The organism is Synechococcus sp. MU1651 (genome assembly GCF_023630635.1).
In the GTDB taxonomy this organism is placed as follows: Bacteria; Cyanobacteriota; Cyanobacteriia; order PCC-6307; family Cyanobiaceae; genus Parasynechococcus.
In genome coordinates this window covers 11,982-38,049 of record NZ_JAKUHJ010000010.1, presented here as the reverse complement: position 1 = coordinate 38,049, position 26,068 = coordinate 11,982, and the positions used below count along the sequence as shown (strand labels likewise).

At 60.8% G+C, this 26,068-nt stretch carries 27 protein-coding genes and 1 tRNA gene; 12 read left to right on the top strand and 16 right to left on the bottom strand.

What is annotated here, in order from left to right:
- Positions 1-2: 2 nt before the first annotated feature.
- On the top strand, positions 3-1,328 hold the full coding sequence (locus tag NCN05_RS08715; protein WP_250397778.1) for an O-acetylhomoserine aminocarboxypropyltransferase/cysteine synthase family protein: 1,326 nt from the start codon (positions 3-5) through the stop codon (positions 1,326-1,328).
- A 17-nt stretch (positions 1,329-1,345) separates the two neighbouring features.
- Positions 1,346-2,239 carry a homoserine O-succinyltransferase gene (locus NCN05_RS08710; protein WP_250397777.1) on the top strand — a complete coding sequence of 298 codons (894 nt, stop codon included), beginning with the start codon at positions 1,346-1,348 and terminating at the stop codon, positions 2,237-2,239.
- A 26-nt stretch (positions 2,240-2,265) separates the two neighbouring features.
- Here NCN05_RS08710 and NCN05_RS08705 read toward each other — a convergent pair whose 3' ends face one another.
- A complete protein-coding gene (locus NCN05_RS08705; protein WP_115081774.1) occupies positions 2,266-2,583 on the bottom strand; it encodes a DUF723 domain-containing protein in 318 nt (105 codons plus the stop codon).
- A 59-nt stretch (positions 2,584-2,642) separates the two neighbouring features.
- On the opposite strand from NCN05_RS08705, the gene NCN05_RS08700 reads away from it, so the two are divergent.
- Positions 2,643-3,227, top strand: a complete 585-nt coding sequence (locus tag NCN05_RS08700; RefSeq protein WP_250397776.1) for an alpha-ketoglutarate-dependent dioxygenase AlkB family protein — start codon at positions 2,643-2,645, stop codon at positions 3,225-3,227.
- Here the strand turns inward: NCN05_RS08700 and NCN05_RS08695 are convergent.
- Positions 3,218-4,132, bottom strand: coding sequence for an AEC family transporter (locus NCN05_RS08695; RefSeq protein ID WP_250397775.1), 915 nt, complete (start codon positions 4,130-4,132; stop codon positions 3,218-3,220). The genes NCN05_RS08700 and NCN05_RS08695 overlap by 10 nt on opposite strands.
- 88 nt (positions 4,133-4,220) lie before the next feature.
- On the opposite strand from NCN05_RS08695, the gene NCN05_RS08690 reads away from it, so the two are divergent.
- From NCN05_RS08690 to NCN05_RS08680, 3 genes are all read left to right on the top strand, one after another.
- Complete coding sequence (locus tag NCN05_RS08690; protein ID WP_115081919.1) at positions 4,221-4,412, top strand: hypothetical protein; 192 nt, start codon at positions 4,221-4,223, stop codon at positions 4,410-4,412.
- A 191-nt stretch (positions 4,413-4,603) separates the two neighbouring features.
- Positions 4,604-4,993: an AbrB family transcriptional regulator gene (locus NCN05_RS08685; protein WP_006849603.1), complete on the top strand. Its 390-nt coding sequence runs from the start codon at positions 4,604-4,606 to the stop codon at positions 4,991-4,993.
- 123 nt (positions 4,994-5,116) lie between these two features.
- Positions 5,117-5,428, top strand: coding sequence for a hypothetical protein (locus NCN05_RS08680; RefSeq protein ID WP_170950954.1), 312 nt, complete (start codon positions 5,117-5,119; stop codon positions 5,426-5,428).
- A 27-nt stretch (positions 5,429-5,455) separates the two neighbouring features.
- On the opposite strand, the gene NCN05_RS08675 is transcribed toward NCN05_RS08680, so the two are convergent.
- The 4 genes from NCN05_RS08675 to NCN05_RS08660 are packed head-to-tail and all read right to left on the bottom strand — an operon-like array spanning position 5,456 to position 9,121.
- Positions 5,456-6,199 carry an amino acid ABC transporter ATP-binding protein gene (locus NCN05_RS08675; RefSeq protein ID WP_186497476.1) on the bottom strand — a complete coding sequence of 248 codons (744 nt, stop codon included), beginning with the start codon at positions 6,197-6,199 and terminating at the stop codon, positions 5,456-5,458.
- Complete coding sequence (locus NCN05_RS08670) at positions 6,196-7,170, bottom strand: amino acid ABC transporter permease (RefSeq protein ID WP_250397774.1); 975 nt, start codon at positions 7,168-7,170, stop codon at positions 6,196-6,198. Before NCN05_RS08670 ends, NCN05_RS08675 begins: the two co-directional genes overlap by 4 nt.
- Entirely contained in the window at positions 7,170-8,060 is an 891-nt protein-coding gene (locus tag NCN05_RS08665; RefSeq protein ID WP_115010207.1) for an ABC transporter permease subunit, read from the bottom strand. The genes NCN05_RS08670 and NCN05_RS08665 overlap by 1 nt, the downstream gene beginning before the upstream one ends.
- Complete coding sequence (locus NCN05_RS08660) at positions 8,060-9,121, bottom strand: amino acid ABC transporter substrate-binding protein (protein WP_250397773.1); 1,062 nt, start codon at positions 9,119-9,121, stop codon at positions 8,060-8,062. Before NCN05_RS08660 ends, NCN05_RS08665 begins: the two co-directional genes overlap by 1 nt.
- Positions 9,122-9,190: 69 nt before the next feature.
- Between NCN05_RS08660 and NCN05_RS08655 the strand changes: the two genes are divergently transcribed.
- Entirely contained in the window at positions 9,191-9,535 is a 345-nt protein-coding gene (locus NCN05_RS08655) for a hypothetical protein (protein ID WP_250397772.1), read from the top strand.
- Here NCN05_RS08655 and NCN05_RS08650 read toward each other — a convergent pair.
- Together NCN05_RS08650 and NCN05_RS08645 are read right to left on the bottom strand one after the other, a co-directional pair.
- Complete coding sequence (locus NCN05_RS08650) at positions 9,514-11,076, bottom strand: SulP family inorganic anion transporter (protein ID WP_250397771.1); 1,563 nt, start codon at positions 11,074-11,076, stop codon at positions 9,514-9,516. The two genes, NCN05_RS08655 and NCN05_RS08650, sit on opposite strands and share 22 nt — an antisense overlap.
- 30 nt (positions 11,077-11,106) lie before the next feature.
- Complete coding sequence (locus NCN05_RS08645) at positions 11,107-12,420, bottom strand: FAD-binding oxidoreductase (RefSeq protein ID WP_250397770.1); 1,314 nt, start codon at positions 12,418-12,420, stop codon at positions 11,107-11,109.
- Here NCN05_RS08645 and NCN05_RS08640 point away from each other — a divergent pair.
- Positions 12,361-13,458 (top strand): sirohydrochlorin chelatase, encoded by a 1,098-nt coding sequence (locus NCN05_RS08640; RefSeq protein ID WP_250397769.1) that lies wholly within the window; start codon positions 12,361-12,363, stop codon positions 13,456-13,458. The genes NCN05_RS08645 and NCN05_RS08640 overlap by 60 nt on opposite strands.
- A 406-nt stretch (positions 13,459-13,864) precedes the next feature.
- A complete protein-coding gene (locus tag NCN05_RS08635; protein ID WP_250397768.1) occupies positions 13,865-14,131 on the top strand; it encodes a DUF2811 domain-containing protein in 267 nt (88 codons plus the stop codon).
- On the opposite strand, the gene NCN05_RS08630 is transcribed toward NCN05_RS08635, so the two are convergent.
- The 6 genes from NCN05_RS08630 to NCN05_RS08605 form a co-directional block, all read right to left on the bottom strand.
- Positions 14,112-15,755, bottom strand: a complete 1,644-nt coding sequence (locus NCN05_RS08630) for a GMC oxidoreductase (protein ID WP_250397767.1) — start codon at positions 15,753-15,755, stop codon at positions 14,112-14,114. The genes NCN05_RS08635 and NCN05_RS08630 overlap by 20 nt on opposite strands.
- A gap of 58 nt (positions 15,756-15,813) precedes the next feature.
- Positions 15,814-15,890: transfer RNA gene (locus NCN05_RS08625), tRNA-Met, on the bottom strand.
- Between the two features lie 45 nt (positions 15,891-15,935).
- A complete protein-coding gene (locus NCN05_RS08620; protein ID WP_250397766.1) occupies positions 15,936-16,904 on the bottom strand; it encodes an asparaginase in 969 nt (322 codons plus the stop codon).
- A gap of 16 nt (positions 16,905-16,920) precedes the next feature.
- Entirely contained in the window at positions 16,921-17,415 is a 495-nt protein-coding gene (locus NCN05_RS08615) for a CGLD27 family protein (protein WP_115010212.1), read from the bottom strand.
- A gap of 11 nt (positions 17,416-17,426) precedes the next feature.
- A complete protein-coding gene (gene rsfS / locus NCN05_RS08610; RefSeq protein ID WP_038554011.1) occupies positions 17,427-17,783 on the bottom strand; it encodes a ribosome silencing factor in 357 nt (118 codons plus the stop codon).
- Positions 17,776-18,411 (bottom strand): DUF3318 domain-containing protein, encoded by a 636-nt coding sequence (locus NCN05_RS08605; protein WP_011364772.1) that lies wholly within the window; start codon positions 18,409-18,411, stop codon positions 17,776-17,778. Before NCN05_RS08605 ends, rsfS begins: the two co-directional genes overlap by 8 nt.
- Positions 18,412-18,515: 104 nt before the next feature.
- On the opposite strand from NCN05_RS08605, the gene carB reads away from it, so the two are divergent.
- From carB to NCN05_RS08590, 3 genes are read left to right on the top strand one after another with little or no spacing between them, the layout of a single operon-like run.
- The gene (gene carB / locus NCN05_RS08600) at positions 18,516-21,839 is read left to right on the top strand and encodes a carbamoyl-phosphate synthase large subunit (protein ID WP_250397765.1); all 3,324 of its coding nucleotides are present in this window, start codon (positions 18,516-18,518) and stop codon (positions 21,837-21,839) included.
- 35 nt (positions 21,840-21,874) lie between these two features.
- The gene (locus tag NCN05_RS08595; RefSeq protein ID WP_250397764.1) at positions 21,875-22,540 is read left to right on the top strand and encodes a DUF3386 domain-containing protein; all 666 of its coding nucleotides are present in this window, start codon (positions 21,875-21,877) and stop codon (positions 22,538-22,540) included.
- 56 nt (positions 22,541-22,596) lie between these two features.
- A complete protein-coding gene (locus tag NCN05_RS08590) occupies positions 22,597-23,949 on the top strand; it encodes an alanine/glycine:cation symporter family protein (protein WP_250397763.1) in 1,353 nt (450 codons plus the stop codon).
- A 67-nt stretch (positions 23,950-24,016) separates the two neighbouring features.
- Here the strand turns inward: NCN05_RS08590 and NCN05_RS08585 are convergent, their stop codons facing one another.
- Positions 24,017-24,247: a DUF6447 family protein gene (locus tag NCN05_RS08585; protein WP_114987892.1), complete on the bottom strand. Its 231-nt coding sequence runs from the start codon at positions 24,245-24,247 to the stop codon at positions 24,017-24,019.
- Positions 24,248-24,296: 49 nt separating this feature from the next.
- Complete coding sequence (locus NCN05_RS08580; RefSeq protein ID WP_250397762.1) at positions 24,297-26,042, bottom strand: ABC transporter ATP-binding protein; 1,746 nt, start codon at positions 26,040-26,042, stop codon at positions 24,297-24,299.
- Between the last annotated feature and the right edge of the window lie 26 nt (positions 26,043-26,068).

Here is a 26,068-nt window from a genome sequence, read left to right as displayed (position 1 = left end):
CCATGTCTCACCGCTTCGAGACCCTGCAGCTGCACGCCGGGCAGTCCCCGGATAGTGCAACCAACGCACGGGCGGTTCCCATTTATCAGACCAGCTCCTACGTCTTCAATGACGCCGAACACGGAGCCAACCTCTTCGGTCTGAAGGAATTCGGGAACATCTACACCCGCCTGATGAACCCCACCACCGACGTGTTTGAAAAACGCGTCGCCGCCCTTGAAGGCGGGGTAGCCGCACTGGCGACTGCCTCAGGCCAGTCGGCTCAGTTCCTGGCGATCACCAACTGCATGCAGGCGGGAGACAACTTCGTTTCAACGTCTTACCTGTACGGCGGCACCTACAACCAGTTCAAGGTGCAGTTCCCTCGCTTGGGAATCGACGTGCGCTTTGCCGAAGGCGACGACGTCGCGAGCTTTGCAGCGCAAATCGACGACAACACCAAGGCGCTCTACGTGGAAGCGATGGGAAATCCCCGCTTCAACATCCCTGACTTTGAGGGTCTTTCAGCGCTTGCCAAAGAGAAAGGTATCCCCTTAATCGTCGACAACACCCTGGGAGCCTGTGGAGCTCTGCTGCGACCAATTGACCACGGCGCTGATGTGGTCGTTGAAAGTGCGACCAAGTGGATCGGGGGCCACGGCACCAGCCTGGGGGGCGTGATCGTGGACGCCGGCACCTTCAACTGGGGCAACGGCAAGTTCCCGTTGATGAGCCAGCCCAGCGCGGCTTATCACGGCTTGGTGCACTGGGATGCCTTTGGCTTCGGCAGTGACGTTTGCAAAATGCTTGGCTTGCCCGATGACCGCAACATCGCCTTCGCCCTGCGGGCCCGGGTGGAGGGCCTGCGGGATTGGGGGCCGGCCGTCAGTCCGTTCAACAGCTTCCTGCTGCTGCAGGGTCTGGAAACCCTGAGCCTGCGCGTTGAGCGCCACACCGAAAACGCCATGGCGCTGGCCACCTGGCTGCAGGACCATCCCGCCATCGCCCATGTGAGCTATCCCGGTCTGGCCAATGATCCTTACAACGCTGCCGCGAAGAAATACCTGACAGGCCGTGGCATGGGATGCATGCTGATGTTCTCCCTCAACGGGGGCTACGACGATGCGGTTCGCTTCATCGACAGCCTCAAGCTGGCCAGCCACCTCGCCAACGTGGGCGATGCCAAAACGCTGGTGATTCACCCCGCGTCCACGACACACCAACAACTCAGTGAGGCGGAACAAGCTTCGGCTGGCGTGACCCCCACGATGGTGCGGGTCTCCGTCGGACTCGAGCATATCGAAGACATCAAGGCCGACTTCGAACAGGCCCTCGCCGTTCTCAGCTGAATGACGTCCCAGCTTCCATGGCGCTGATCCTTCCTGGCAGTTACCACAAAATCGCGGAGGTTGAACGCAACCGGATTTCCTGGATTGAGCCCGAACAGGCTGAACGCCAGGACATCCGGCCCCTGCGGATCGGCATCTTGAACATCATGCCGCTGGGCAAGCAGTACGAGTTCAACCTGCTGCATCCGCTGGGCCTATCGGTTCTGCAGATCGAACCAATTTGGATTCGCCTCAACTCCCACGCCTACAAGAGCTGGGATCAGAACCATCTTGAGCAGCTCTATGTGAGCTGGGATGAAGCCTTGTCCCAGGGTCCTCTGGATGGCTTGATCATCACCGGTGCCCCTGTGGAACACCTGCCCTTTGAACAGGTCAGTTACTGGAACGAACTGGTCCAGTTGATCGAGGAAGCGCGCAGCACCTGTGCCAGCACCCTCGGACTGTGCTGGGCCGGTTTCGCCCTCGCTTACCTTGCGGGCGTCGACAAGGTGGCCTTCCAGCAGAAGCTGTTCGGGATCTACCCGATGCGCAGCCTTGTCCCGGGGCATCCATTGATGGGAACCCAGGACGACCATTTCGTCTGCCCCCAAAGCCGTCATGCCGGGCTGCCGGATGCCGCCATGGAAGCCGCCGAACGGGACGGACGTCTTCGCTTGCTCGCCCATGGTGAACAGGTGGGCTACACCATTTTCGAGACACCGGATCAGCGGCAACTGATGCACCTCGGCCACCCCGAGTACAACGTGGGGCGGATCCTCGGAGAAATGGAACGCGACCGAGCCCGGGGAGATGTTCCGCCGCCCGAAAATTTCGATGCGGCCCAACCCCAGACCCTCTGGCGCTCCCACCGGAACCTTCTGTTCCAGCAGTGGCTCTGGTTCTGCTATCAGCGGGTCAGCCTCAAAGCCTGATCAGGCTTGGTTGCAGCAACACCCCCTTAGCTGTGTCGTTTCGGAGTGGGTTCAAGATTGGCCGAAGGCTCCTGAGCGACGGCCTCTGGACGCTCAGCGGATTTGCGATTAAGTTCCCGCTCCAGCGAGGCGATGCGTCTCTCGCGAAGGCAATGACGGCATCCACCCAGGGTTTGCAGATGCTTTTCCGGTGTGATCGTGATCGGTTGAACCGGATGGGCGTTGCAGCGAATTTGAACAGGACTCTTGTAACTGCGCCAGCGGATCAAGCTGTAATCGAATTGATCACCGAAGCGCTGCACGGCGCGCTTGAGAAATTCGTCTTGGGTGATTCGGGCTCCCATGCCACCGAATGTATGGGACAGTCTCGGGATCGAACCGACCTCGTCATCCGACGTCACGAATGACCATCCATCCAGCTGCAGCTGAAACGGACTGGTCCCTGCATGAGGGTTGGCTGAAGCCAGAGCTTGCCAGGCACTGGCAAACACAGCTTGAACACCAGCTCCAGTGGGAGCAGCCCGTGGTTCAGGTCTATGGGAAGCGCCACCCGGTGCCCCGACTGACGGTGTTTCTTGCCAATGAAGGAATTCACTACCGCTACAGCGGTGCCATTCACACCGGTGATGGCTGGCCTGCATGGTTCAAGCCATTGCTGCACCAGGTGAATGAAGCCTGTGAAACCAACTTCAACGGATGCCTGCTCAATTGGTATCGCCATGGCGATGACCGCATGGGTTGGCACGCCGATGACGAACCGGAAATTGATCAGCGGGCTCCAATTGCCTCCCTTTCACTCGGGGCAACGCGGGATTTTCAGCTCCGCCACCGCAAAGCTGCACACCTAAAAATGTCTCTGCCATTGGCCGATGGTGACCTTCTGGTGATGCACCCGGGCTGTCAGAGCCGATGGATGCACAGTGTTCCTCAGCGGCGCAAAGTGCAGAGCACCCGCATCAACCTCACCTTTCGCCGTTTTCAGAACTGAGATCGCAGCAGCACACCCCATGCAGGCGCTGAAATTAGGGCCAGCAACGTGCTCCAAAACACCAGCCCTGCGGCCCGCTCCTGATCAGCACCCACTGATTCTGCAATGAGCAAAAGAGAGATTGCCGTCGGAGCGGCGCCTTGCAGAGCAACCGCCTGAACCATCAAAGGCTTGAACTGCAGCAGAGACGCCAGAAGCCAAAGCAGCAACGGGTAGAGCAGCAGCTTGGCCACCAATGGCTTAAGCAGCTGCAGGGGACGTGCTTCCGGCGCAATGCCCTGGCCATGAATGCTGCCCAGGCGCATGCCCACCACCATCAGAGCCAGCACAATCACGCAGCGTGAAGGCCACCACAGCGCATCGGCCACCGACGCAGACCATGGGGTCGCCTGAACCAGCAAAGCGCCGATGAGCCCGCGGGTTGCCGGACTCCCAGCAACGCTGCTCAGCAACCCTCGCAACCGCTGAGATCCATCGACCTGCCCCCCAATCAGCAGCGGTCCCAGGCTCCAGACCAGCAGAGTCGCCCCGAGGTCGTAGCCAATGCTGATGGGCAGAGCCTCATCGGGAAGGAAAGCCAGGGCGAGAGGAACCCCGAAATAGGCAGTGTTTCCGGTGCAGCTGCCAAGCCGCAGCGTGGGAGACGCCAGCTCAGCCAATCCCGGCAGGCGCGCGGCACCCACAAGAACAAGACCCATGGCAAACACCGCAAGGCCTGCGGCCTGCAACATGTCGCTGCTGAGGCCACCCTTCAACAGCAGGCCCATCACACTGATCGGCACACCGAACCTCACCAGCGGTGCGGCCAAGCGAGTGGACAGGGTTTCATGGCGTCGTCCAGCCCAGAACCCAATCAGAAGGGAGGGCACAAGCTCCAGCAAGAACCGAAGAATGGACACCTCCATCAGATCAATCGACCCTAGAAAGCTGTGATAACTGATGCCTCAGCCCCAGGCTTAATCTGACTTTTGATCCACCGCGTGGATTCAGCTGATGCAACCAGCTTCACGCCATCGCATCGTGCGCAGTGATCAATCAGAGGATCAGCTGACAAGGCTGCGCTTTGACAGCTACAACGCTGCCTACGATGAACTCGAGCGTTACTACGGGGATTTTTGCTGCTCTGATGATGATCGTGTCGAGTACACGATCGTTTCTGAACCCTCAGACAGTGCTGAGGTTTAAACCACTGAGGACGCCTCAACATCAGCCCGCAAGCTTCATCGCATGAGAGCAGTCTCAAAAGCCAGACCACAGAGACGCATCCCTAGATACAAACCTTTCAAAGCACTGAGCCTTGGCAATATCGGCTCGATTGATTGACATCCAGCCAGCCAACCAGCTATGAACTATGTATCCATTGAGACGCATTTAAAATGCTGACCGGTTCCGAGCTGCTTGCCAAGGTCAAAGAACTTGGAGATGTTTCCAAATCCGATCTGGTGAGAGCTTGCGGATACGTCTCTGATAAGAAAGATGGTGGCGATCGCCTGAATTTCACAGCGTTCTACGAGGCCCTGCTCGAGGCCAAGGGCGTGAATCTGAGCAGCGGTGGTGCTGCGATTGGCAAAGGTGGTCGCAAACTGAGCTACATCGCCAAAGTTCAGGGCAATGGCAATCTGCTGATCGGCAAGGCATACACCGCCATGCTGAACCTCGAACCCGGCGACGAGTTCGAAATCAAACTCGGCAAGAAAGCCATCCGTCTGATCCCTACGGGTGCAGCTGCGGAGCACAGCGAAGCTGCCGACCAGGTTGACGAGTGATCAACTGATCCATCCCCCCAAGCTGAATTCCTTACAGCCCCTCCCCTACCCGGAGGGGCTTTTTTTGCGCAACGAAGCAACCGAGGCCCTGAGGCAACCACACTGGGACTGGCATCACAATTGTTGCTCGGTAATGTGAGCCGGATTGGCGCGACAGAGTTGAAATCCTTCAAGGCAACCGTCGCTTCGTTCCTGAGCAATACGTTTCTGTTGGGGGGCTCAGTCGCCCTGTCCATCCATGTCGTGCTGACCTTCTTTCGGATGCACGGACTAGCACTGACCCTTGCTTTTGTGGCGTTTTGGCTGATCTGCGTGACGGCCTACTTCCGTTGGCAGGGCAAGCAGTCGACACCTCGGACGGTCAGCAAAAATTCAACGCAGGACAAGCACAGCCGAAAGCCCACTGAGGCTTGGAGAGAACGACAATCGGCCTGAAGCACGTCACACGGTTGGGCAAACCGTTCAGTGCTGCATCTGATTGAGGAACCTGCGGCTGCGTTCCTCCCTGGCATTGCTGAAAAAGGTCTCTGGATCGGAGGTCTCCACCACCTGGCCCCGATCCATGAACATCACCCGATCCGCCACCTCACGGGCAAAGCCCAGTTCGTGGGTGACCACCACCATCGTCATGCCGCCTTTCGCCAGCTGGCGCATCGCATCCAATACCTCCTTCACCCGCTCCGGATCCAAGGCACTGGTGGGCTCATCGAAGAGCATCACCTCAGGATCCAGGGCCAGAGCCCGGGCGATCGCCACCCGCTGCTGCTGACCACCGCTGAGCTGCGCCGGGTACTTGTGGGCCTGCTCGCGAATGCCCATCTGGTCAAGGAGATCCATTGCCCGCTGCTCGGCAGCGGCCTTGGCACGCTGTTGCACCTTGATCGGGGCAAGGGTGATGTTGTCGAGGATGGAAAGGTGAGGGAAAAGGTTGAACTGCTGAAACACCATCCCCACGCGCTTGCGGATCTCCCGCACCTGACGTTCTGCATGGGTGGCGTCCAAGCGAACCCCAAGCACATCCAAGGCGCCGCCATCCAACGACTCCAGACCGTTGAACGTACGGATCAGCGTGCTCTTGCCGGAGCCGGAAGGCCCCATCACCACCAGCACTTCGCCGCTGTTCACCTCAAGGGTGACGCCATCGAGAGCTCGAACTCCTTGGGAATAGCTCTTGACCAGATCAGTGGCACGAATGGCGACAGTCATGAAGCGGAGCGGGCAGGGTCAAGCTGAACTTCCAGGTGGCGGGCCAGCAGCGCCATGGCGGTACACGCCAGCCAGTAAACCGCAGCAATCCAGAGGTAGACCTCCAGATAGCGGCCGATGAAAGCCGGATTCGCCAACAGGCTGCGGCTGATGCCCAGCAATTCCACCAAACCGAGAATGGCCATCAGGCTTGTGTTTTGCAGCAGACCCACCGCCTGATTGGTTAGCGATGGAAGTGCAACCCGCAGCGCCTGAGGCAGCACCACCAATTGCAGCACTTGGCGTGGCGACAGCCCCAGCACGGCTGCAGCTTCCCGCTGGGTGGGCGGAATCGCCTGCAGGCCTCCGCGAACATCCTCTGCGATGTAGGCCGCTGCAAACAAGGCGAAGGCCACAACCGCCCGCAGAACTCGATTGATCTCAAGGCCTGGCGGCAGAAACAACGGGATCAGCAGTTGTCCAAAGAACAGAACCGCAATCAAGGGCACAGCCCGCATCAACTCGATGTAAGCGGCGCTGCTCCAACGCAGCACCGGCAGCTCACTGCGCCGGCCGAGGGCCAGGAGGATCCCCAACGGAAGCGCCAAAGCTCCACTGCCTCCCGTGAGCAGCAGCGTGAGCGTCAGACCACCCCAACTGCGTGTCCCCACCGGCAGCAGACCCAAACCTCCGGCCAACAGCCAGAGCCCCAGCGGTGCCATCGCGATCCAGACCAACGGCAACCAACGGCGAACCCAGCCACGCTTCGGACCAGTGAGGGTCAGCAGCGTCAGCGTGATCAGTGCTGCCATCCACAGCAATGGACGCCAGCGTTGATCCGCAGGGAAACTGCCCACCGCATACAGCGGCAGATTGGTGGTCACCACAGACCAGTCGGCTGCCACCAGCAGCCAATGCAGCATGGACCAGCCAGCCCATCCGAGCAGAGCCAGCAGCAGCAGGGTGATCCCGCGATCCAACCAACGGTTCATCAGCGGCTCCTGTTCAGACGACCCAGCACGGCACGGTTGAAGGCAGCCATGCCGCCGCTGATCAACAGATTTAGTAGCAGAAAGCTGAGCAACAACAGCAGGAAGCCCTCAATGGCGCGGCCGGTTTGGGTGATGGTGGTGTCACTGACGGCGTAAAGATCGGCGTAGCCCACGGCAATGGCCAGGGTGCTGTTCTTGGCGAGATTGAGGTACTGGCTCGTGAGCGCAGGAAGAATCGCCGGCAGGGCCTGAGGCAACACAATCCGACGCAGCCCAAGCCCTTCTCCAAGCCCAAGGCTGCGGAAGGCCTCCCACTGGCCCCGCGGCACCGCATTGATGCCACCGCGCACGATCTCGGCAATCGATGCACCCGTGAACACCGTGAGCCCCACAAGAACCGCACAAAATTCAACGCTGAGGTTCAGGCCCAACAGCTGAATGCCCTGATTCGAAAGCCGGATCAACCCACCGATCGGCACCGAGGGAAGGCCAAGGAAGGCAACGAAATACCAGAACAGCAACTGCAGCAGCAGAGGAATCTGACGAATCAAGGCCACGTAGCTTCCGGCCAGGCTGCGCAGCAGACGGTTGTTGCTACCGCGGGCTGCACCGGCAGCCACACCCAGGCCGGTGGCCAAGACCAGGCCAGCCGCGATCACCTTGAGGCTGTTCAGCCAACCAATGGTCAGGGCCCAGAGGTAGCTATCAGATGGGGCATAGGGGAGAGCTGTTTCCGCCAGAGCAAAACCAGCGGGTCGGCCCAGCCAGCCAAAACCCAGTCCCAAGCCCGTTCGAATCAGGTTGACCGCCAGATTGTTGACCAGCAGAGCCACAAGGCCCAGCAGTACGGCGGCGACAGCAACCTGAACCAGGAGACGACGCTGCCGCATCAGGTGAACGGTGGGGAAATCATCAAACCACCTTCACCGGACAGCCGGTTCGCCCCCCGGGGAATCGCCACGGCACTGTCGGGTCCGAGATGGCGGTTGTAGATCTCGCCATAATTGCCGGTGGCACGGATCACCTGAACGACAAAGTCATCGGCGAGTCCGAGTTTGCGACCCAGACCTGGGTCCACCCCCAGGAAACGCCGCTGAGCGGTCTGGGAGGGGTCAGCTGCGGCTTGCTTCACCACCGCATCAACATTGGCTTGGGTGATACCCCGTTCCTCGGCTTCGATCAGAGCGTTGATCACCCAGGTCATGGCATCACCCATGGGCTGATCCCCACCCACCACAGCTGGAGCCAGAGGCTCCTTGCTGATCCGGTCGTCGAGGATCTGATGCGCCTGGGGATCACTGAACCCTGAGCGTGCCGCCGCCAGTTGCGAGCGATCAGACGTCATGGCTGCGCAGCGCCCCTGGAGGTAGCCGCCCACCACCTGATTGAGATCTTGATATTTGATCGGTGTGTAGGGAAGCCCCTCGGAGGCGAAGGCGTCGTTGAGGTTTTGCTCGGTTGTAGTGCCCGATCCCACGCAAATGGACTTGCCGCTCAAGTCAGCCAGCGAACGCACTCCGCTGGCGGCATTCACCATCAAGCCCTGTCCGTCATGGAACACCACAGGTCCAAAGCGCAGCCCATTGCCCCCCACAGCATCGCGGCTGAGGGTGTGGGTGGTGTTGCGAGACAACAGATCGATCTCGCCCGATCGCAAGGCCGTGAACCGCTCGGGCGCGGTTAAAGGCCGGTATTGAACCTTCTCGGCATCACCAACGAAAGCAGCAGCCATGGCACGGCAGATGTCGACATCCAGGCCGGTGTAACGACCATCAGGACTGAGAAAACTGAAGCCTGGAATCTTGCCGCTCACCCCACAAAGCAACTCACCACGCGCTTTGACCAGATCCAGACGCGAGCCAGCTGCACTATCCAGTGACGCGCAGGACGCCAGGAACGAGGACAACCCGGCCAACGCAACGATCAGAACACGTGAACTTGATCGGAACATCAGCGTTGGTACGGATCGGGTGGGATTGTCCCAGATCCCCAGCACATCCCCCACATCCGACCTACGTTCATGGCAATCAGCCTGGCTGTAATGAAGGTCTGGGCCTGCCTTTTGGCCGGACTGATCGCTGGAAGCACGACTCCCTGTGCTGTCGCGGGGGACGAGCACGACCGTGGGACCTACAACAACAAGATGGCGCTGTTGGGCTTCCTTCTAGAGAGTGCTCGGCAACGGGCCCGACGTGATGTTCAAACCCTTTGCCTGTTGATGAGCATCAGCAACGACGTCACCGAGCAGTACGTGGAGACCAACCCTGAGGACTTGCAGATCCAGCAGCAGCTCATGGCGATGCGCCAAGACCTCAGGGCCTGTCTTGCCAACCAAGCCGATGCTCATGCATGGGCTGATTCCTGACCACCGATCCGCTCAAACAGATCAAGGCTTTCCTCGTTCAGGCCAATCACGCTGACCACAGATCCACCGCTGCGGTATTTGCGGATGACCTGATCCAGCGCAGCCACGCCGCTCTGGTCCCAGATGTGGGCTTGGGAGAGGTCAACCGTGATGCGCTCGGGATGGTCGTGAAGATCAAATCCCTGGAGGAAGTACACCTTGCTCACAAAAAACAGCTGCCCCTGCACCCGGTACAACCGCTCCTGATCGCTGATCTCGACGGCCTCCACCTGAATCACCTTGGCCACCTTGCGACTGAACAGAATTCCTGCCAGCGCCACGCCTGCCAACACGCCAAGGGCGAGGTTGTGCGGGGTGGTGAGCATGGTGACGGCAAAGGTCATCAGCATCACCGAGGTGTCGCTCTTGGGGATGCGACGCAGGTTGCGCAGACCGTTGATGTCAGCAGTGCTGACAGCGATGCTGATCATCACGGCCACCAGAGCCGCCATCGGAATTTGCTTGAGCCAGGGCCCAGCCAGCAGGATCATCGCCAGCAGGCTCACCCCCGAGAAGAGGGTGGACAGTCGCGTGCGGCCGCCGTTGTCCACATTCATCACGGACTGACCCACCAGGGCACAACCGGCCATGCCACCGAACAGGGAGGAAACGATGTTGGCGATGCCCTGGCCCCGGGCCTCAACGTTTTTGTTGGTGGTGGTGTCGGTCTTGTCGTCGAGGATGTCCTGAGTCAGGAAGGTTTCCATCAGACCCACCAAAGAGATGGCCAAGGCGGTGGGAAGCACCAAGCCAAGGGTGTCCAAACTGAAGGGAACACCACCTTCACCAAAGGGAAGGCTGAAGGAGGGCAGACCTGCAGGAAGGGTGCCGAGGCTGCTGACCGTGGGGATGTCGAAGCTGAATCCCACGCTGATCGCGGTCAACACGATGATGGCCACCAGCTGTGAAGGCACCACCCGGGTAATCCGGGGAAGGCCATAGATGATCACCAGGCCCAGCAGGACCAAGCCCCAGACGACGGGGATCTGGCCGCCGTGGGGGAGCAACGACGAGGCCCCATGGTCACCATCTCCAGCGTGAAGGTTGAGACCGAGCTGGGGCAGCTGGGCCTGAAAAATCAGCAAAGCCAGCGCATTAACGAAGCCGCTCAGCACCCCTTGGGGAACAAAGCGCATCTGATAGGCAAGACGCAGATACCCCCAGAAGATCTGCAGCAGACCCGTCACCAGCCCCGCCACCATCAGGTACTGGACCCCCAGGCCTGGCCCCCGGGCTTCACCGGTGGCCACAAGGCCTGTCATCAACAGGGCGGTGGAGCCCGTGGCTGAGGTGATCATGGCCATGCGACCACCCACGAAGGCGATGGTCAGCGACAGGCAGAAGGCTCCAAACAGGCCCACTTTGGGGTCCACCCCAGCGATCCCAGAGAAGGCAATGGCCTCGGGAATCATCGCGAAAGCCACCACCAGACCCGAGAGCAGATCTTTGCTGGGGTTGGCCAACCACTGATTCATCAGGGTTGGGCTGGATCGTTTGGCCATCAAAGGATGCCGATTAGGGGCGACCGTAAATCAGAGCGTCGGCAGGGTGCCTGCTGGATCCAAGCGCTGTTTCAGCTTTCGCAACTCGGGCAACCAGGGGCCGAACGCCGCCTCCAACTCCTTGTGATGGAAGGGCAGATGGTCATGAAACTGCGCCAGATGCACACCAGGGCAGACCGACTGAAGGACCTGCCAGACCTCCTCCAACCAAGCAAGACTGCGTCTCTGGCCCGGGGCATCTCCAGGAGTCCAGGCGGCGGTGATCCAGGGCTTCCACTCGGCAGTGCGATGCACGAACGAGCTGGCCTCCGCGGCAACCTGTTGCGTTGCCGCCCCCAGCTGCTGACAGGCCAGGCTGCAGAAGGGATGAGGACGATGCTGCAGCAAACGGCATAAATCCGGCATCACGACCTTCCAGAGCTCAGCAGCTGCCGGGCCCAGCAAGCCAACCACCTCCGTGTGAGATCGCGAAGGCATCGGAGCCGATCCCCGCAAGGGTGGGAGCTGGTGCAACCCTTCGATCATCTGCGCACCGGCCCATGGGGCATCGGCAATCCGGAGCAACTGCACCGCGTCAGCCCTCTCCCAATGCCACTGCAGACTGGTGCTGGCGTTTGACGCTTCTGCCCTGAGCATGAGCTCAGGCAGTTGATCCGGAGCCACCACGCATTGCTCCACCCACAGCGGCAAGAGCGGCTGGGTGGCCATGCGCAGCGCGCTCACCACCCCCAGAAACGGGGCTGCTCCGCAGAGGCCTCTCCACTCCAGCGAACCGGCATCGTCAACCCGAGACAGGGCAAAGGGGCTGCCATCACCCCAGACCCCATGGATCTCGAGCACTTGATCCACAGCAAGCCCCACCTGCCGGCTCAGCGGTCCCATGCCACCCGTGAGCACATAGCCAAGCCCAGGCAGACCCGACAAACCAGCCGCCACGGTTCGGCCGTGGGGAAGCAAGGCCTCCAGCACGTCTCCCATGCGGCAGCCCGCGCCAATCCAGACCGACTGATCCGCGGGTTGCCACGCCACACGTTGGAAATGGGTTTGCAGATCCAGGGTCCAGTGGTCGGCCACGGCGGCCCGAGATGTGGTGCCCCCGCCACAGAGACGCAGCGGCCGGGGACCGGACCAGTTCTGAACCAACTCCGCCAGCTCCGCTGGTCGAGGGGAGACCAGACCGGATCGCCTCGCATCAGCCGCCTGCGCGTTGAAGAAAACGGGACGGTCTGAATCCATTGCGATGCGACCGATATCGTCAAACCATTGGAACAGCAGAGCGACCTTTTGGCCGAACAGCACGCGGAAACCGGCAACGAGCGTCTTGGTGTTCTGATCTGCGGCCACGGGAGTCGCAACCGACTGGCCGTTGAAGAGTTCGCCCAGATGGTGGACGCCCTGCGGCCTCGGCTGGCCCCGATGCCGGTGGAACACGGCTACCTGGAATTTGCACGCCCCATCCTTCGGGATGGTCTTGAAGCGCTCCGCGAGAAAGGCGTCACCAAGGTGCTGGCCATTCCCGCCATGCTTTTCGCAGCGGGGCATGCCAAGAACGACATCCCCTCCGTTCTGAACACGTACACGGCCGAAACGGGGTTACCGATCGATTACGGCCGGGAGCTGGGGGTGGACCGGTTGATGGTGTCGGCCGCCGGGGCTCGCGTTCAGGAGTGCCTGAATGCCGCTGAGCACGACGTTCCCCTGGCCGAAACTCTCTTGGTGGTGGTGGGTCGAGGCTCCTCGGATCCAGACGCCAACTCCAACGTGGCCAAAGTGACGCGGCTGCTAGTGGAAGGATTTGGTTTCGGCTGGGGAGAAACGGTGTATTCCGGTGTGACCTTCCCCCTGGTGGAACCGGGGCTGCGTCACGCCGTGAAACTGGGCTTCCGCCGGGTGGTGGTGGTGCCCTATTTCCTCTTTTCAGGGGTTCTGGTGAGCCGAATCCGCCAACACACCGAGCTTGTGGCTGCCGATCACCCCGAGGTGGAGTTTCTCTCTGCGGGCTATCTGGGCGACCACACACTCGTGGTGGACACCTTCAAAGAACGGGTCGAGGAGGTGCTGCGAGGGGACACCGCCATGAACTGCTCGCTCTGCAAGTACCGCGCCCAGGTGCTGGGCTTCGAACAGGACGTGGGACGCGCCCAGGAAAGCCACCACCACCATGTGGAAGGCCTTGCGGAAAGCTGCACGCTTTGCGAACTGGAGTGCACGGGGGCCTGCCAACCCGACGGCATCCCGATTGCCCATGACCACAGCCACTCTTCAGATCACAGCCATGGCTCAGACCACAGCCATGACCACCATCACCCCCCTTATCCCCACGCCGACCATCCCCTGGGTCCTACCACGTTGAAGCGCAACAACGGCACGCCTAAAGATTGATTCCATGGATCCAAAGAGAACCTGCTGATGGCTTGTCGCCAATGACACGGTTCTCGAAAGCGACAGCAGCGACGAAGTAAAGATCAGGTTTTCTTATCGAAATTGCTTCGCCAGGGTTCACCCCCTTTTTCCACACAAAAAAACGTCGTTTTCCACAGGCTGAAGTTGGCTCGCGGGCTGTGACGGTCAACCTGTGAATTTCCGAGGGAATTGCACCACCGGGTTGACAGACCATCTATTCGGCCTAGAGCAACCGCGCCTCGTCACTTCCCGTACTCCCAAACCCAGTCACAGACTGCCGTCTCATCTCGTCTCAGCCGCAATTCAACAAATGGCGACGGCTTTGACGCAAGCGCCGGTTGTGTGGCTTTCTTGGTGGGTGTTGGACAGGGACAAGCTGGACGGAATGGATCGAAATCACCTCGAGCGATGCCATGAAATGGGAACCATGGAGCGCGGAACTGCTTCAAAAGCCAGCTACGTGAGCCTTGAGACGGAAATCCCCGAGGTGCTCTATCGAGGCATGAAGGATTTCATCGGAGAGCACCCCAGCTGGGACCAATACCGCGTGATGAGTTCTGCTCTTGCCCACTTCCTGTTTCAGAACGGCTGTGACGACCGCGCCGTGACCGAGCGCTATCTCGACGATCTGTTCATTCGCCCCGACCACTGAGGGCCAGCAGGCAGGCCCGACGGCTCAAGGCCATCATCGTCAGCGTTGGGCTCTGCCAGGCCGACGTCGGCCAACAGGCGCCATCCACTACAAGAACGTTGGGCGCACGCCAAAGACGGTTGGAGGAATCAACGACGCTGCTGGTCTCGCTTCCCCCCATTGCAGCCCCTCCCACCTCATGGATGTAATACCCCGGGGGGGCTGCACCTTCAGACAGGGCAACAGCACCCTCCAGGAAAGGTTCAACCAAGGGGAGGTGAAAGAGGTCTTTGATCGATTTGGCTTCGCCTCCGGCGGCGGTAATGCAGGCCTGGATCGAGACGCGCATGTGCCTCACCATGGCCAGTTCATTGCTGCTCCAACGACAGGCAATGGAGGGAACACGCACGCCCCAGCGATCCGTGCGCTCACTCAGGGTCACCCTGTTGTCAGCCCTGGGAAGAACTTCGCCGTGACCAATCAGGAACCCGGTGACGCTTGAAGGGCGACGCCGTAACCAACGCGGCGGATCAAACCGTCCAATGCCACCCCAGAGGCCATAGCCGCCCTGAAAATTAGCCGATGGCAGGTGTCGGCCAAACGGAACAAAAAAACTTCCAGCCCCCGTGAGCATGGGCTGATCCCCCTGAACTGGCTCGGGGAAGGCAAAAAACTGCGATGTGGAGACATGGTCCATCAAGCGTGTGCCCAGTCGTCCTGAAGGGTCGTCCAGACCGTTGCTCTGCTCCCCACGACGGGAGCGCAACAGGATGGAGACGGTCTGAATCGTGGAAGCAGCCAGGACCACGAGATCCGCCTTCAACTCCCTGCGGTTGCCATTGGATTGGTCAACGGCAACCACACCAATGGCTTTATCTCCAGCGGCATCCATCAACAGATGCTCCACCAAATGCGCAGAGAGCAGCTGGGTGCGTCCTGTGGCCATGGCGCGAGGAAGGCTGCTACCGCAACTGCTGGAGCGGGGCCAGGCGGGATCCTCTCCCTGCGGCGCCGGACCAAACCCCCTTGAGGGAATCACGGGATACCCCAAACGTTGCTGCACAGCTTCGGCAAAACGCTGTTCCGCCGGCGTCGCCGCCAGAGCCGGTTGCGTTTCACCGTCCGGCAGATGCTGCAAACCATCGCGCCCACCATGAACGCCCAGCCAACGCTCCAGTTCGGCGTAGTGCGGTGTCAGCTCACCGCTGCGCAACGGCCAACGGACCTGTTCACCCTCCAAATCCACACCGCCCAGATCCTCATCCGAGAGACGCAGGGTGATGCCACCCCAGGTGAGGCTGCGCCCGCCAACCTGCAGGCCTCGCGTCCACAGAAACGGCTGGTCCGCCGGGTGCTCATAGGGATGCAGACGCTCGTCGGCATACAGACGAGGGTTGGCTTTCCAGTAGCCGGGATGCTGGGACTGCTGGCGATGGCTGCCGCTGGTCAGGCCCACGATCCGACGCAGCAGATTTCCCGGTTCAGCCCCGAAGGCTTGCGTGCTGTTGAGGTCAGGTCCTGCCTCCACCACAAGCACCCGAGCTCCTGCTTCAGCCAGGGTCATGGCGGCCACGCCGCCACTCGCTCCCGAGCCCACAACAATGGCGTCCCAGGGGCCATCGCAGTTCATGGAGCGACTGCTCATGGAGGTACGACAGACAAAAAAAATCTCCCGAAAGGGAGATTGTTGATTCAATCAGATTTGGTGGCGGGGGGGAGATTTGAACTCCCGACCTTCGGGTTATGAGCCCGACGAGCTACCAGACTGCTCTACCCCGCGGCGACTCAAAAATCATACATGTCGGTGTCGCAGATGACAGCAAAGTCACGACTGCAAGGCGCCGGACACGCTGAGCTTGACGCTCGGGTTCACGACCAGCAACTGCTCATCGAGCTCGTCTAGCCCCATGGGTGTGAGCCACTCGAGTTGACGCAAGAGATGCAGTGCAACCGCTTGCTTGGCACGACGGGAGCCGTCTTCCACCTTGATGGCTACTCCAAGACCTTCACCCACGCGGCTGAGGCATTGAATGCCCTCTGCACCGCCCTTGCTCAGAACCTGGCCGTGGCTGCGCCGCATCAGCTCGGTGTCGAAACGACCCTCACCAGCCACAAGGTCGGGGTGACTCAGCATCGCCCGACTGATCTGCTCGAGTTCGGCATGTTGTGAGGCACCGAGGTGGGCATAGAGCAAGGCCATCTGAGCCAACTGCAACACCAGGGTGGGAGCGCCACAGTCATCCCGCTCGGCAACCAATTCCTCAGCAGGCAAGCCGATCAGTTCAGCGACCCTGCGGTTCACTTCGACCTGGAGAGGGTGGTCCTGCTGGAGATAGGTCTCGATGGGCCAGCCCATCTTTCGGCTTGTGGCCAGGAAGGCAGCGTGCTTGCCGGAACAGTTGTGCTGAAGAGGACTATCAGCCCCATTCGGCACAGGGCATTGAAGTGAAGCGCTGTCCAACTCCGCTTTCCAGAGCAACCGGAAGGCTTCCCGGGCGTGGGCATTGGTGCCCGCATGGGACGCGCAGCTGATGGCGATGCCCCGTTCATCAACATCCAGTTGGTCGGCGGTTCCACTGCTGAGAAACGGCAGGGCCTGAAAGGGCTTCAGAGCCGAACGAATGAAGCTTTCCATGCCTGGATTTCCTGCCGACATCAACACCCGTCCTCGGCCATCACAAACCACGGCATGAACGCGATGCACCGATTCCGTGATCGATCCGCGCCGCAAGCAGACCTCAAGGGGGGGTGACCCGGTCCGGGCTGCAGGGCTGAAGCCCGAGGGCAAAGTCATCGGAACCCCGATTGGTTCAGAGAGCCTGACAGAGACTGGCACCGGCCAGCATCAAACCCGCTGAGGTGGCCATGGCCCGTCCCAGACGACCCAGGATCGGACGAACCTCATGCCGGGCCACCAGGAGGTCGCGTTCCCGCCAAGACAGAGGCTTTTCCCAGGTCTGCCCGTCGTACCAGCCGGATTCCTCATAGTCGACGGACTCACGCAGAAGCCGCTGCATGACGTAGGTCCAGCCCAGCCATTGCCGCACCAGCAACAGCAGGGGAAGCACAAGAGCGGCCACAGCGGCTGCGGCCAGGAGCCGGGGCGGATCCTGCTTCAGGGTCCAACTCCCACTGGCGATCAGGCTGCACACCGGCAACATCAGCAGCCAGAAGCCTGCTAGGCGTTGGCTCAGGCGAGGTTCCTGACCCGCTGGCCAGGAGAAGAACCATGACTCGCAGAGCTGTTGAAACTCCTCGAGAGGCCGCTGCTCCGGTGGAACCGGGCAGGACACCGCTTCTGGCATGGATCAAGCGGCTACTTCACCGACGGTAAGAAGGTTCTGCTTTCGCCGTGACTCCAGAACGCCTCAAGGTCGTAGTAGCCGCGCTCATCGGGCATCAGCACGTGAACGATCACATCGCCGTAATCAAGAAGCGCCCAGCGCCCCTCATTCAGCCCTTCCTTGCGCAAGGGGAGCAGGTCTGCCTCAGTTTCCAGGCGGTCTTCAACCGACCGGGCAATGGCACGCACCTGAACGTCGGACTGACCGCCTGCGATCACCATCCAATCCGCCAGGCTGGACACCTCATCCACACGAATCAGACGGATGTCGGTGGCCTTGCGGTCATCGCAGGCATCGGCCACCAGTTCAGCAAGCTTTTCGCTATCCATAAACGTTCTCGCTGGTAACGGAGCTGCGTGAGCCCTCCTGTTGGGCCATTTCAGCTCTGGCCTTACTGGCACTCTTGCGCAGCGCCTCAAGCCGGTCTTCGTAGTAGCTGCGGCGGCGCTTCTTACGAGTCTTTTCGACCAGCTCCTTCAACGCGCCCCCAAGACTGCGATAGGCATTCGGCACGCTGTAACCAAATCGGCAGGCCAGATCGATCGCGCGCTCGTCTGCACTGATGGCGTCCTGCAGGCGTTTTTCGGAATTGTTCTTCAGATAAAGCCGATACCCCGCAAAACCGGACAGGCCCAGGGCCATCAACAGCAGCAGGCCGTCCTGAACCCACAATTCACCGATGGCACCTCCGAGGCCGATGGCCAGAGCAGCCATCTCCCAACCGTCCCGGGGAATTGTGTCGTTCTGGATCCGACCAACTTCATGCCAAAACAGCAAATTGCGGTGATCCAACGCCAGGGCATCCCATTCGTCGAGATCCACCTGGATCTCCACTTCATCCCGGCCGATTTCCTCAAGGGTGATCAATGGAGGATCGACTGCAGCAGCTGATTCCACAAACACCCAGCTCTGCATTTCCGGTGGCAGCAGCCCCTTCAGGCGCTGGAGCTCACTCATTGCAACTCTGGTGCTGATCTCCCTTCACCGTAGCGAGGCCAAGTCCCCCAGTTGGGGCGAGGCCGCGTGAGAGGCTTGATCTGTTTGGCCAAGGACGATTTCCCATGCCGAGGCGGTCTGATCTGCGTCGCATTCTCCTGGTGGGATCTGGTCCGATCGTGATCGGCCAGGCCTGTGAGTTCGATTATTCCGGAACCCAGGCCTGCAAGGCCCTCAGAGCCGAGGGATATGAAGTCATCCTGATCAACTCCAATCCGGCGTCGATCATGACCGACCCGGAAATGGCCGATCGCACCTACATCGAGCCGCTCACGCCGGACGTGGTGACACGGGTGATCGAGCAGGAGCGCCCGGATGCTCTGCTGCCGACCATGGGAGGGCAGACCGCCCTCAACCTGGCGGTCACCCTGGCGGAAAACGGCACCCTCGATCGCTTTGGCGTTGAGTTGATCGGTGCCGATCTCAAAGCGATCCAGAAGGCGGAAGACCGTCTGCTGTTCAAGCAGGCCATGGAGCGCATCGGGGTGAAGGTCTGCCCTTCGGGCATCGCCTCATCTCAAGAAGAAGCTGAAGCCGTCGGGGCCGCGATCGGAAGCTTCCCCCGGATCATCCGGCCCGCCTTCACGCTGGGGGGAAGTGGCGGGGGCATTGCCTACAACCCCGAGGAATACGCAGCAATCTGCAAGAGCGGGCTTGAAGCGAGTCCGGTATCTCAGATACTGATCGAGCAATCGCTTCTGGGCTGGAAGGAATTCGAGCTTGAGGTGATGCGTGATCTGGCGGACAACGTCGTGATCGTCTGCAGCATCGAAAACCTCGACCCCATGGGGGTGCACACCGGGGATTCGATCACGGTGGCTCCGGCCCAGACCCTCACGGACCGGGAATACCAACGGTTGCGGGACCAATCGATCGCCATCATTCGGGAGATCGGTGTCGCGACGGGCGGCAGCAACATCCAGTTCGCGATCAATCCCGACAACGGCGACGTCGTGGTGATCGAGATGAATCCCAGGGTGAGCCGATCGTCGGCCTTGGCCAGCAAGGCCACCGGCTTCCCGATCGCCAAGATCGCCGCTCGCCTCGCCGTCGGTTACACCCTCGACGAAATCCTCAACGACATCACCGGCAAGACGCCTGCCTGCTTCGAACCGACGATCGATTACGTCGTCACCAAAATTCCACGCTTCGCCTTCGAAAAATTCCGAGGCAGTCCGGCGGTGCTCACCACCTCAATGAAATCGGTGGGGGAAGCGATGGCCATCGGCCGTTGTTTCGAGGAGTCGTTCCAGAAAGCCATGCGTTCCCTGGAAACCGGATTCTCGGGCTGGGGAGGCGACCTGGAGGAACCGAAGCTCACGGATGCTGAGCTGGATCGTCAGCTGAGGACCCCCTCTCCGGAGCGCATCCTCAGCGTGCGAACGGCGATGGTGCGCGGACGCAGCGATGAGGAGATTCATCGGATCAGCAGGATTGACCCCTGGTTCCTGGCCAAACTGCGGCGGATCATTGAGGCGGAGGCCAGGCTGATCAAGGGCAAAAGCCTGGATCAGCTGGATGCCGACAGCTTGTTTGAGGCCAAGCAGCTGGGTTTTTCAGACCGACAGATCGCCTGGCACACCAAAAGCGACGAATTGTCGGTGCGTCAGCGGCGCCATCAGCTCGATGTTCGCGCCGTCTTCAAAACCGTCGACACCTGCGCAGCGGAGTTCGCTTCCTCCACTCCTTATCACTACTCGACCTACGAGCGTCCCTTGCAGACCCTGCAGGCCGACGGATCCCTCAAGCCCCTTCCCGCTTCATCCGAGGTGAGTCGTCGTGAGGACGGCCGCAAGATGATGATCCTCGGCGGTGGACCCAACCGAATCGGGCAGGGCATCGAATTCGACTACTGCTGCTGCCATGCCTCCTTTGCCGGGCAGGATCAAGGGATCACCACGGTGATGGTGAACAGCAATCCGGAAACGGTGTCCACCGATTACGACACCAGCGACAGCCTCTACTTCGAACCGCTCACCCTGGAGGACGTTCTCAATGTGATCGAAGCGGAGCGTCCCGATGGCGTGGTGGTCCAATTCGGTGGACAAACGCCTCTGAAACTCGCCATTCCTCTGCTGCGCTGGCTGGACAGCGATGAGGGGCGCGCCACGGGCACCAGCATCTGGGGCACCTCCCCTGAATCGATCGACCGGGCCGAAGACCGCGAGCAGTTCGAAGCCATCCTCCGCGATCTGAACATCCGCCAACCCCGCAACGGCTTGGCACGCAGCGAAGAGGAAGCACGGGCCGTGGCCACACGCGTGGGCTACCCGGTCGTCGTGCGTCCCTCTTACGTCCTGGGAGGACGGGCCATGGAAGTGGTGTTCGACGAAGAGGAACTCAACCGCTACATGCGCGAAGCCGTACAAGTGGAGCCCGACCATCCGGTGCTGATTGACCAGTACCTCGAAAACGCTGTTGAGGTGGACGTGGACGCCCTCTGCGATCACACCGGTGCTGTGATCGTGGGTGGTCTGATGGAGCACATCGAACCGGCGGGCATCCATTCCGGCGACTCGGCCTGCTGCTTGCCGTCGGTTTCCCTCGGCGAGGCGGCACTGAACACGATTCGCGAGTGGAGTCGCTCCCTGGCGCAAACGCTCGAGGTGCGGGGTCTGATCAACCTCCAGTTCGCCGTGCAGCGCAACACTGATGGCTCGGAAGTGGTTTACATCATCGAAGCCAACCCCCGCGCATCCAGGACGGTCCCCTTCGTCGCCAAGGCCACAGGTCAACCTCTCGCTCGCCTGGCAACCCGACTGATGGCAGGCGAAACCCTGGCCGACATCGGCATGACCAGCGAGCCGAAGCCGCCACTTCAGTCGATCAAGGAGGCGGTGCTGCCGTTCCGGCGCTTCCCGGGGGCCGACACGGTGCTGGGGCCGGAAATGCGCTCCACGGGAGAGGTGATGGGATCCGCCGACAGTTTCGGCATGGCCTATGCCAAGGCTGAGCTCGGTGCTGGAGAAGCGCTGCCGACCCAGGGGACGGTGTTCCTCTCCACCCACGACCGCGACAAACAGGCGCTGGTGCCCATCGCCGCTCGGCTGATCGAACTCGGGTTCGATGTGACGGCCACATCAGGCACGGCTCAGGCGCTCGCCAACGCGGGATTGAAGGTGCAATCGGTGCTCAAGGTGCACGAGGGGCGCCCCAACATCGAGGATCAGATCCGCTCCAATCAGGTGCAGTTGGTGATCAACACACCGATTGGCCGCCAAGCTGCCCATGACGACAAGTACCTGCGTCGGGCAGCGCTCGATTACGCCGTTCCAACGGTGACGACCCTCGCGGGAGCACGGGCAGCGGTGGAGGCGATCTCAGCGCTCCAGCAACAGCCGAGGCTCAGCATCCATGCCCTGCAGGACGTGCACGCCATGCAGCGTTAGGCCACCGGTAGGGTTGCGGGAGCCACCTCAACGCTGTGACAGCCTCCGTTCCCGTCAAGCCTGGAAGCGACCTGCGTGATGACTTCCGTCGCGCCTACGAGAACCGCTACACCTGGGCGCCTGGATTCTCCGGCTATCGCGGCCGCTGCATCTGGCAACAGGGCGATCAACGGGTCGAGGGCACGTTTGAGATCGGTGCCGATCTCAAAGCCAAGGTGGACGGCATTGAAAACGAAGAGATCCTCAAGGCGGTGAATTCCCAGCTCTGGGAAGTCGCGATCCATCGCGTGCGTCGCAGTTTCGACCAGACCCACGGTGAGAACACCTTCACCGCCGGTGACACCAATGAAGTGGGAACCGAAGTACTCGTCGGCGGCAAGGGTGAAGGGGACAAGTACCGCATCAAAGATGACGTGGTGACCATGGTTCACCGCCACATCCACGGCACCGTCGTGACGATCTACACCACTGATGTCACCGACACGGGTGCGGGCTACCTCAGCCATACCTACACCAGTCAGTACGCCGACCCGGCAACGGGAGAAGCCCGGGGCGGCCGCAGCAGCTTCAAAGACAGCTTCGCTGCTCTTCCTGGAGATGGCCCTTGGGTGCTGACCGAGCGGGTCGTGACCACCGAAGCCCATGGCGATACCCCCGCCGGAAGCCAGACCTTCCGTTTTGAAGATCTCGAATCGCTCTGAGTTGATTGCCGGTGCAAGCCGGCTATGAGACCATCCGCCCAAACCTGTTGAAAGACATGGGCGGAGTCGAGTCGACCATTCAGGCCATCAATGGCCCGATCAACAGCATCGTCTGGGGATGGCCCACCGTCCTTTTGATTGCCGCGACGGGCATTCTTCTAATGGTGGGCCTGCGGTTCATGCCGCTGCAACGGCTGGGCTATGGCATCTCGATGATGCTTCGGCCGGCTGCATCACAAACGGAAGGAGAGATCACTCCCTTCCAAGCGCTGATGACGTCTTTGTCGGCCACGATCGGCACGGGAAACATTGCCGGTGTGGCGGGAGCCATCGCCGTTGGTGGACCTGGTGCCGTCTTTTGGATGTGGATCATCGCGATCTTCGGCATCGCAACCAAGTACGCCGAAGCGGTGCTCGCGGTTCAGTTCCGCGAAACCGATGGAGACGGCAACCACGTGGGTGGGCCGATGTACTACATCCGCAACGGACTCGGCAGCGGCTGGAGCTGGATGGCGGGCCTGTTTGCCCTCTTCGGCATGTTGGCGGGCTTCGGCATTGGCAATGGGGTTCAGGCCTTTGAGGTGTCGTCTGCCTTGAGCCTGATCGGCATCCCGAGGCTGGTGACCGGAGTCGTTTTGGCAGCCCTGGTTTTCGCTGTCGTGATCGGTGGCATCAAACGCATCGCCCAGGCGGCCTCCGCCATTGTTCCGTTGATGTCGATCCTCTACATCGCTGCATGCCTTCTGGTGTTGCTGGCCAATCTGGGCAGCGTGCCTGAAGCCTTCGCCACGATTTTCTCCAACGCCTTCTCCGGCCAAGCCGCAGCCGGTGGAGCCCTCGGTCAGGTGGTGCTGATGGGCTTCAAGCGGGGCATCTTCTCCAATGAAGCGGGCCTGGGCAGTGCTCCGATCGCCCACGCGGCTGCCAGAACCGATGATCCCGTTCGCCAAGGCACGGTGGCCATGCTGGGCACCTTCATCGACACCCTGATCATCTGCACGATGACTGCCCTGGTGATCATCACCACCAAAGCCAATCTGATCCTCGATGCAGCCGGCGACAAGCTCAGCGGCGCAGACCTCTCCATCGCTGCCTTCAACACCGGCATCGCCGGCAGCGGCGTGGTGGTCACCCTGGGACTGGTGGTCTTCGCCTTCACCACCATTCTCGGCTGGAGCTTCTACGGCGAACGCTGCACCACCTACCTGTTCGGTGATTCCGCCGTGCTGCCCTTTCGTCTGACCTGGGTGGCTGTTGTCGTGATTGGTGCTGTCGCCGGCGACCGCGGCGTGATCTGGTCGATTGCCGACACCCTCAATGGCCTGATGGCTCTCCCCAACCTCGTGGCCTTGATCCTGCTTTCCGGAACCGTGTTCAAACTCACCAAGGCCTACAGCTTCAGCGACTGAGCACAGCGGCGAGCAATAAAAAAAAGGGGGGGGGCTGTTGAGCCCCCCCTTTTTTATTGGCAGTCAATCAACCCTGATCGGGCAACGGAGTCACAGACTTGAGCCTTTCATTGAGCTGAGTCGCCAAGCTCTGACGACCCACCGCCAGAACCTTGAGGGTGTCTTCGTGCATCCGCAGTTGAGCATCGGCAACCTGCATGCCACGCACAAGCTCCTTGAGCTCATCAGGAAGTGTGTTGAGGTCGTAGCGCTTGCCTTCAAAGGTCAAGACGGGGTTGTTGGCTGCGGAATCAGTCATCGTTCATTGCCGGGATGGCGGTGTACCGGCAGCCAGATCGTAGAGGGCTTCAGGACTTCTGCCGATCTCGAATGAACTGCCGTTCGCACAATTCGCGGTAACGCCCACCACGCTGCATCAACTCGTCGTGGGTTCCTCGATCGACCACGGCTCCCTTTTCAAGAACCACAATGCGATCGGCCTCCTGCACCGTGGCCAGACGATGGGCGATCACCAACACGGTTCGCCCCTTCATCGCCTGCTTCAGTCCGAGTTGCACCGCCGCCTCAGCTTCAGCATCAAGGGCACTGGTGGCTTCATCCAGCAGCAACAGCGCTGGATTGCCAAGCACCGCCCGTGCAATGGCGATCCGCTGCAGTTGGCCACCGGAAACGTTGGTTCCCCGTTCCTCGAGCAGGGTGTTATACCCCTGGGGCAAGGCACGGATGAAATCATCCGCATTGGCCAACCGTGCCGCATCGCGCACCTCGTCGTCCGTCGCACGACGGCCAAACCGAATCGCTTCGGCAATGGTTCCGGAAAAGACGGTTGTGCGCTGCGGAACCAGGGCCACCTGCTGACGCAGCTCACGGGCGCGCATCAAGCTGATGTCAGTGCCATCGAGACGAATCTCGCCCTGTTGCGCCGTGTTGAACCGGAGCAGGAGCGACAGCAGAGTGCTTTTGCCCGCACCGGAGGGGCCAACAATGGCCAGCACCTGGCCCGCATCCACCCGCAGGTTGAGTTGATGCAGCACCGGCTGGACCGGGTCATAGCCAAAGCTCACCTGATCAAAGACCAGATCACCCTGGAGAGCACCGATGGAATGCGCCTCAGCTGGATCCGAAGCCTCCTGGGGCTCGCGCTCGATCTCCCGCAAACGTCGCAGCGACGCCTGACCCTGCTGAAATTCGTTGAAGTTGTTGGTGACGTGGGCGATGGGATCGATCAGCACGATCAGCCCCGTCAGGTAGCTGCTCAGCCCGGCGATACTCAGATCACCGGTCTGGATTCGCCAGGCTCCGAGGGCGAGCACGGCAAACAGACCCACCACCTCGATGATGCCCACCACCGGATGCTGGAGCGCCACAAGGCTGTAGGTGCGATGGCGAGCCTGCCGGTGTTGATCGATTTCCGTCTCGAAACGGTCCTGCAGCCAAGGCTCGGCGGCAAAAGCACGCACCAGGGGCAAACCTTCGATGGCCTCACCCAGAAGACCGGCCAGTTCGCTCACCTTTTTCTGACTGCGCTCCGTGGCCGCCATCACGCGAGCACCAAACAGACTGATCAGCCAGACGATCACGGGCGCCAGCAACAGGATGGCCAGCGTCAGCTTCCAGTCGAGCCAAAGCATCATCCCCAGCACCGCAATGAGCTGAAGCACGCTGGGGACCGTGTCGTGAATGGTCTTGTACAGCACCTCGCTGACGCGATCGGCGTCTTCGGTAAAGCGGTAGGTGAGATCACCGGCTGAAAGCTTCTCGAGCGCCCCCAGCTCGACGGTCTGCAGGCGGCGGAACAGATCACGCCGTAAGTCCTGGCTCACCAGCAGTGCAGGGCCGGCAAGAAGCGAGTCCTGACCGAACTGGGCGATCTTCTGAACAGCAAAGATCAGCAACGCCAGCCCGATCAGCTGAAGCACCCGAGTCAGATCACCCGAGCCCATTGCGGGGAACAAATCTCCGGCCAGCTGCACGAGCAGCGGAAAGCTGCCGACGTAAATCACCATGCAGCAGCCCCCCCAGAGCAGTTCCCGCAGGTGGGGACGAAGCAACGGCAGCAGCCGGCGAAATCCGGCCTGGGATGGGGTCAGCATCGCGGCACAGTATCAATGGTGAGCTC

Excerpts from the sequence above, each read along its gene's own strand:
- NCN05_RS08715 (WP_250397778.1), top strand. The coding sequence starts at position 3 with ATGTCTCACCGCTTCGAGACCCTGCAGCTGCACGCCGGGCAGTCCCCG.
- NCN05_RS08710 (WP_250397777.1), top strand. The coding sequence starts at position 1,346 with ATGGCGCTGATCCTTCCTGGCAGTTACCACAAAATCGCGGAGGTTGAA.
- NCN05_RS08705 (WP_115081774.1), bottom strand. The coding sequence starts at position 2,583 with ATGGGAGCCCGAATCACCCAAGACGAATTTCTCAAGCGCGCCGTGCAG.
- NCN05_RS08700 (WP_250397776.1), top strand. The coding sequence starts at position 2,643 with ATGACCATCCATCCAGCTGCAGCTGAAACGGACTGGTCCCTGCATGAG.
- NCN05_RS08695 (WP_250397775.1), bottom strand. The coding sequence starts at position 4,132 with ATGGAGGTGTCCATTCTTCGGTTCTTGCTGGAGCTTGTGCCCTCCCTT.
- NCN05_RS08690 (WP_115081919.1), top strand. The coding sequence starts at position 4,221 with ATGCAACCAGCTTCACGCCATCGCATCGTGCGCAGTGATCAATCAGAG.
- NCN05_RS08685 (WP_006849603.1), top strand. The coding sequence starts at position 4,604 with ATGCTGACCGGTTCCGAGCTGCTTGCCAAGGTCAAAGAACTTGGAGAT.
- NCN05_RS08675 (WP_186497476.1), bottom strand. The coding sequence starts at position 6,199 with ATGACTGTCGCCATTCGTGCCACTGATCTGGTCAAGAGCTATTCCCAA.
- NCN05_RS08670 (WP_250397774.1), bottom strand. The coding sequence starts at position 7,170 with ATGAACCGTTGGTTGGATCGCGGGATCACCCTGCTGCTGCTGGCTCTG.
- NCN05_RS08665 (WP_115010207.1), bottom strand. The coding sequence starts at position 8,060 with ATGCGGCAGCGTCGTCTCCTGGTTCAGGTTGCTGTCGCCGCCGTACTG.
- NCN05_RS08660 (WP_250397773.1), bottom strand. The coding sequence starts at position 9,121 with ATGTTCCGATCAAGTTCACGTGTTCTGATCGTTGCGTTGGCCGGGTTG.
- NCN05_RS08655 (WP_250397772.1), top strand. The coding sequence starts at position 9,191 with ATGGCAATCAGCCTGGCTGTAATGAAGGTCTGGGCCTGCCTTTTGGCC.
- NCN05_RS08650 (WP_250397771.1), bottom strand. The coding sequence starts at position 11,076 with ATGGCCAAACGATCCAGCCCAACCCTGATGAATCAGTGGTTGGCCAAC.
- NCN05_RS08635 (WP_250397768.1), top strand. The coding sequence starts at position 13,865 with ATGGATCGAAATCACCTCGAGCGATGCCATGAAATGGGAACCATGGAG.
- NCN05_RS08630 (WP_250397767.1), bottom strand. The coding sequence starts at position 15,755 with ATGAGCAGTCGCTCCATGAACTGCGATGGCCCCTGGGACGCCATTGTT.
- NCN05_RS08620 (WP_250397766.1), bottom strand. The coding sequence starts at position 16,904 with ATGACTTTGCCCTCGGGCTTCAGCCCTGCAGCCCGGACCGGGTCACCC.
- NCN05_RS08615 (WP_115010212.1), bottom strand. The coding sequence starts at position 17,415 with ATGCCAGAAGCGGTGTCCTGCCCGGTTCCACCGGAGCAGCGGCCTCTC.
- rsfS (WP_038554011.1), bottom strand. The coding sequence starts at position 17,783 with ATGGATAGCGAAAAGCTTGCTGAACTGGTGGCCGATGCCTGCGATGAC.
- NCN05_RS08605 (WP_011364772.1), bottom strand. The coding sequence starts at position 18,411 with ATGAGTGAGCTCCAGCGCCTGAAGGGGCTGCTGCCACCGGAAATGCAG.
- carB (WP_250397765.1), top strand. The coding sequence starts at position 18,516 with ATGCCGAGGCGGTCTGATCTGCGTCGCATTCTCCTGGTGGGATCTGGT.
- NCN05_RS08590 (WP_250397763.1), top strand. The coding sequence starts at position 22,597 with ATGGGCGGAGTCGAGTCGACCATTCAGGCCATCAATGGCCCGATCAAC.
- NCN05_RS08585 (WP_114987892.1), bottom strand. The coding sequence starts at position 24,247 with ATGACTGATTCCGCAGCCAACAACCCCGTCTTGACCTTTGAAGGCAAG.
- NCN05_RS08580 (WP_250397762.1), bottom strand. The coding sequence starts at position 26,042 with ATGCTGACCCCATCCCAGGCCGGATTTCGCCGGCTGCTGCCGTTGCTT.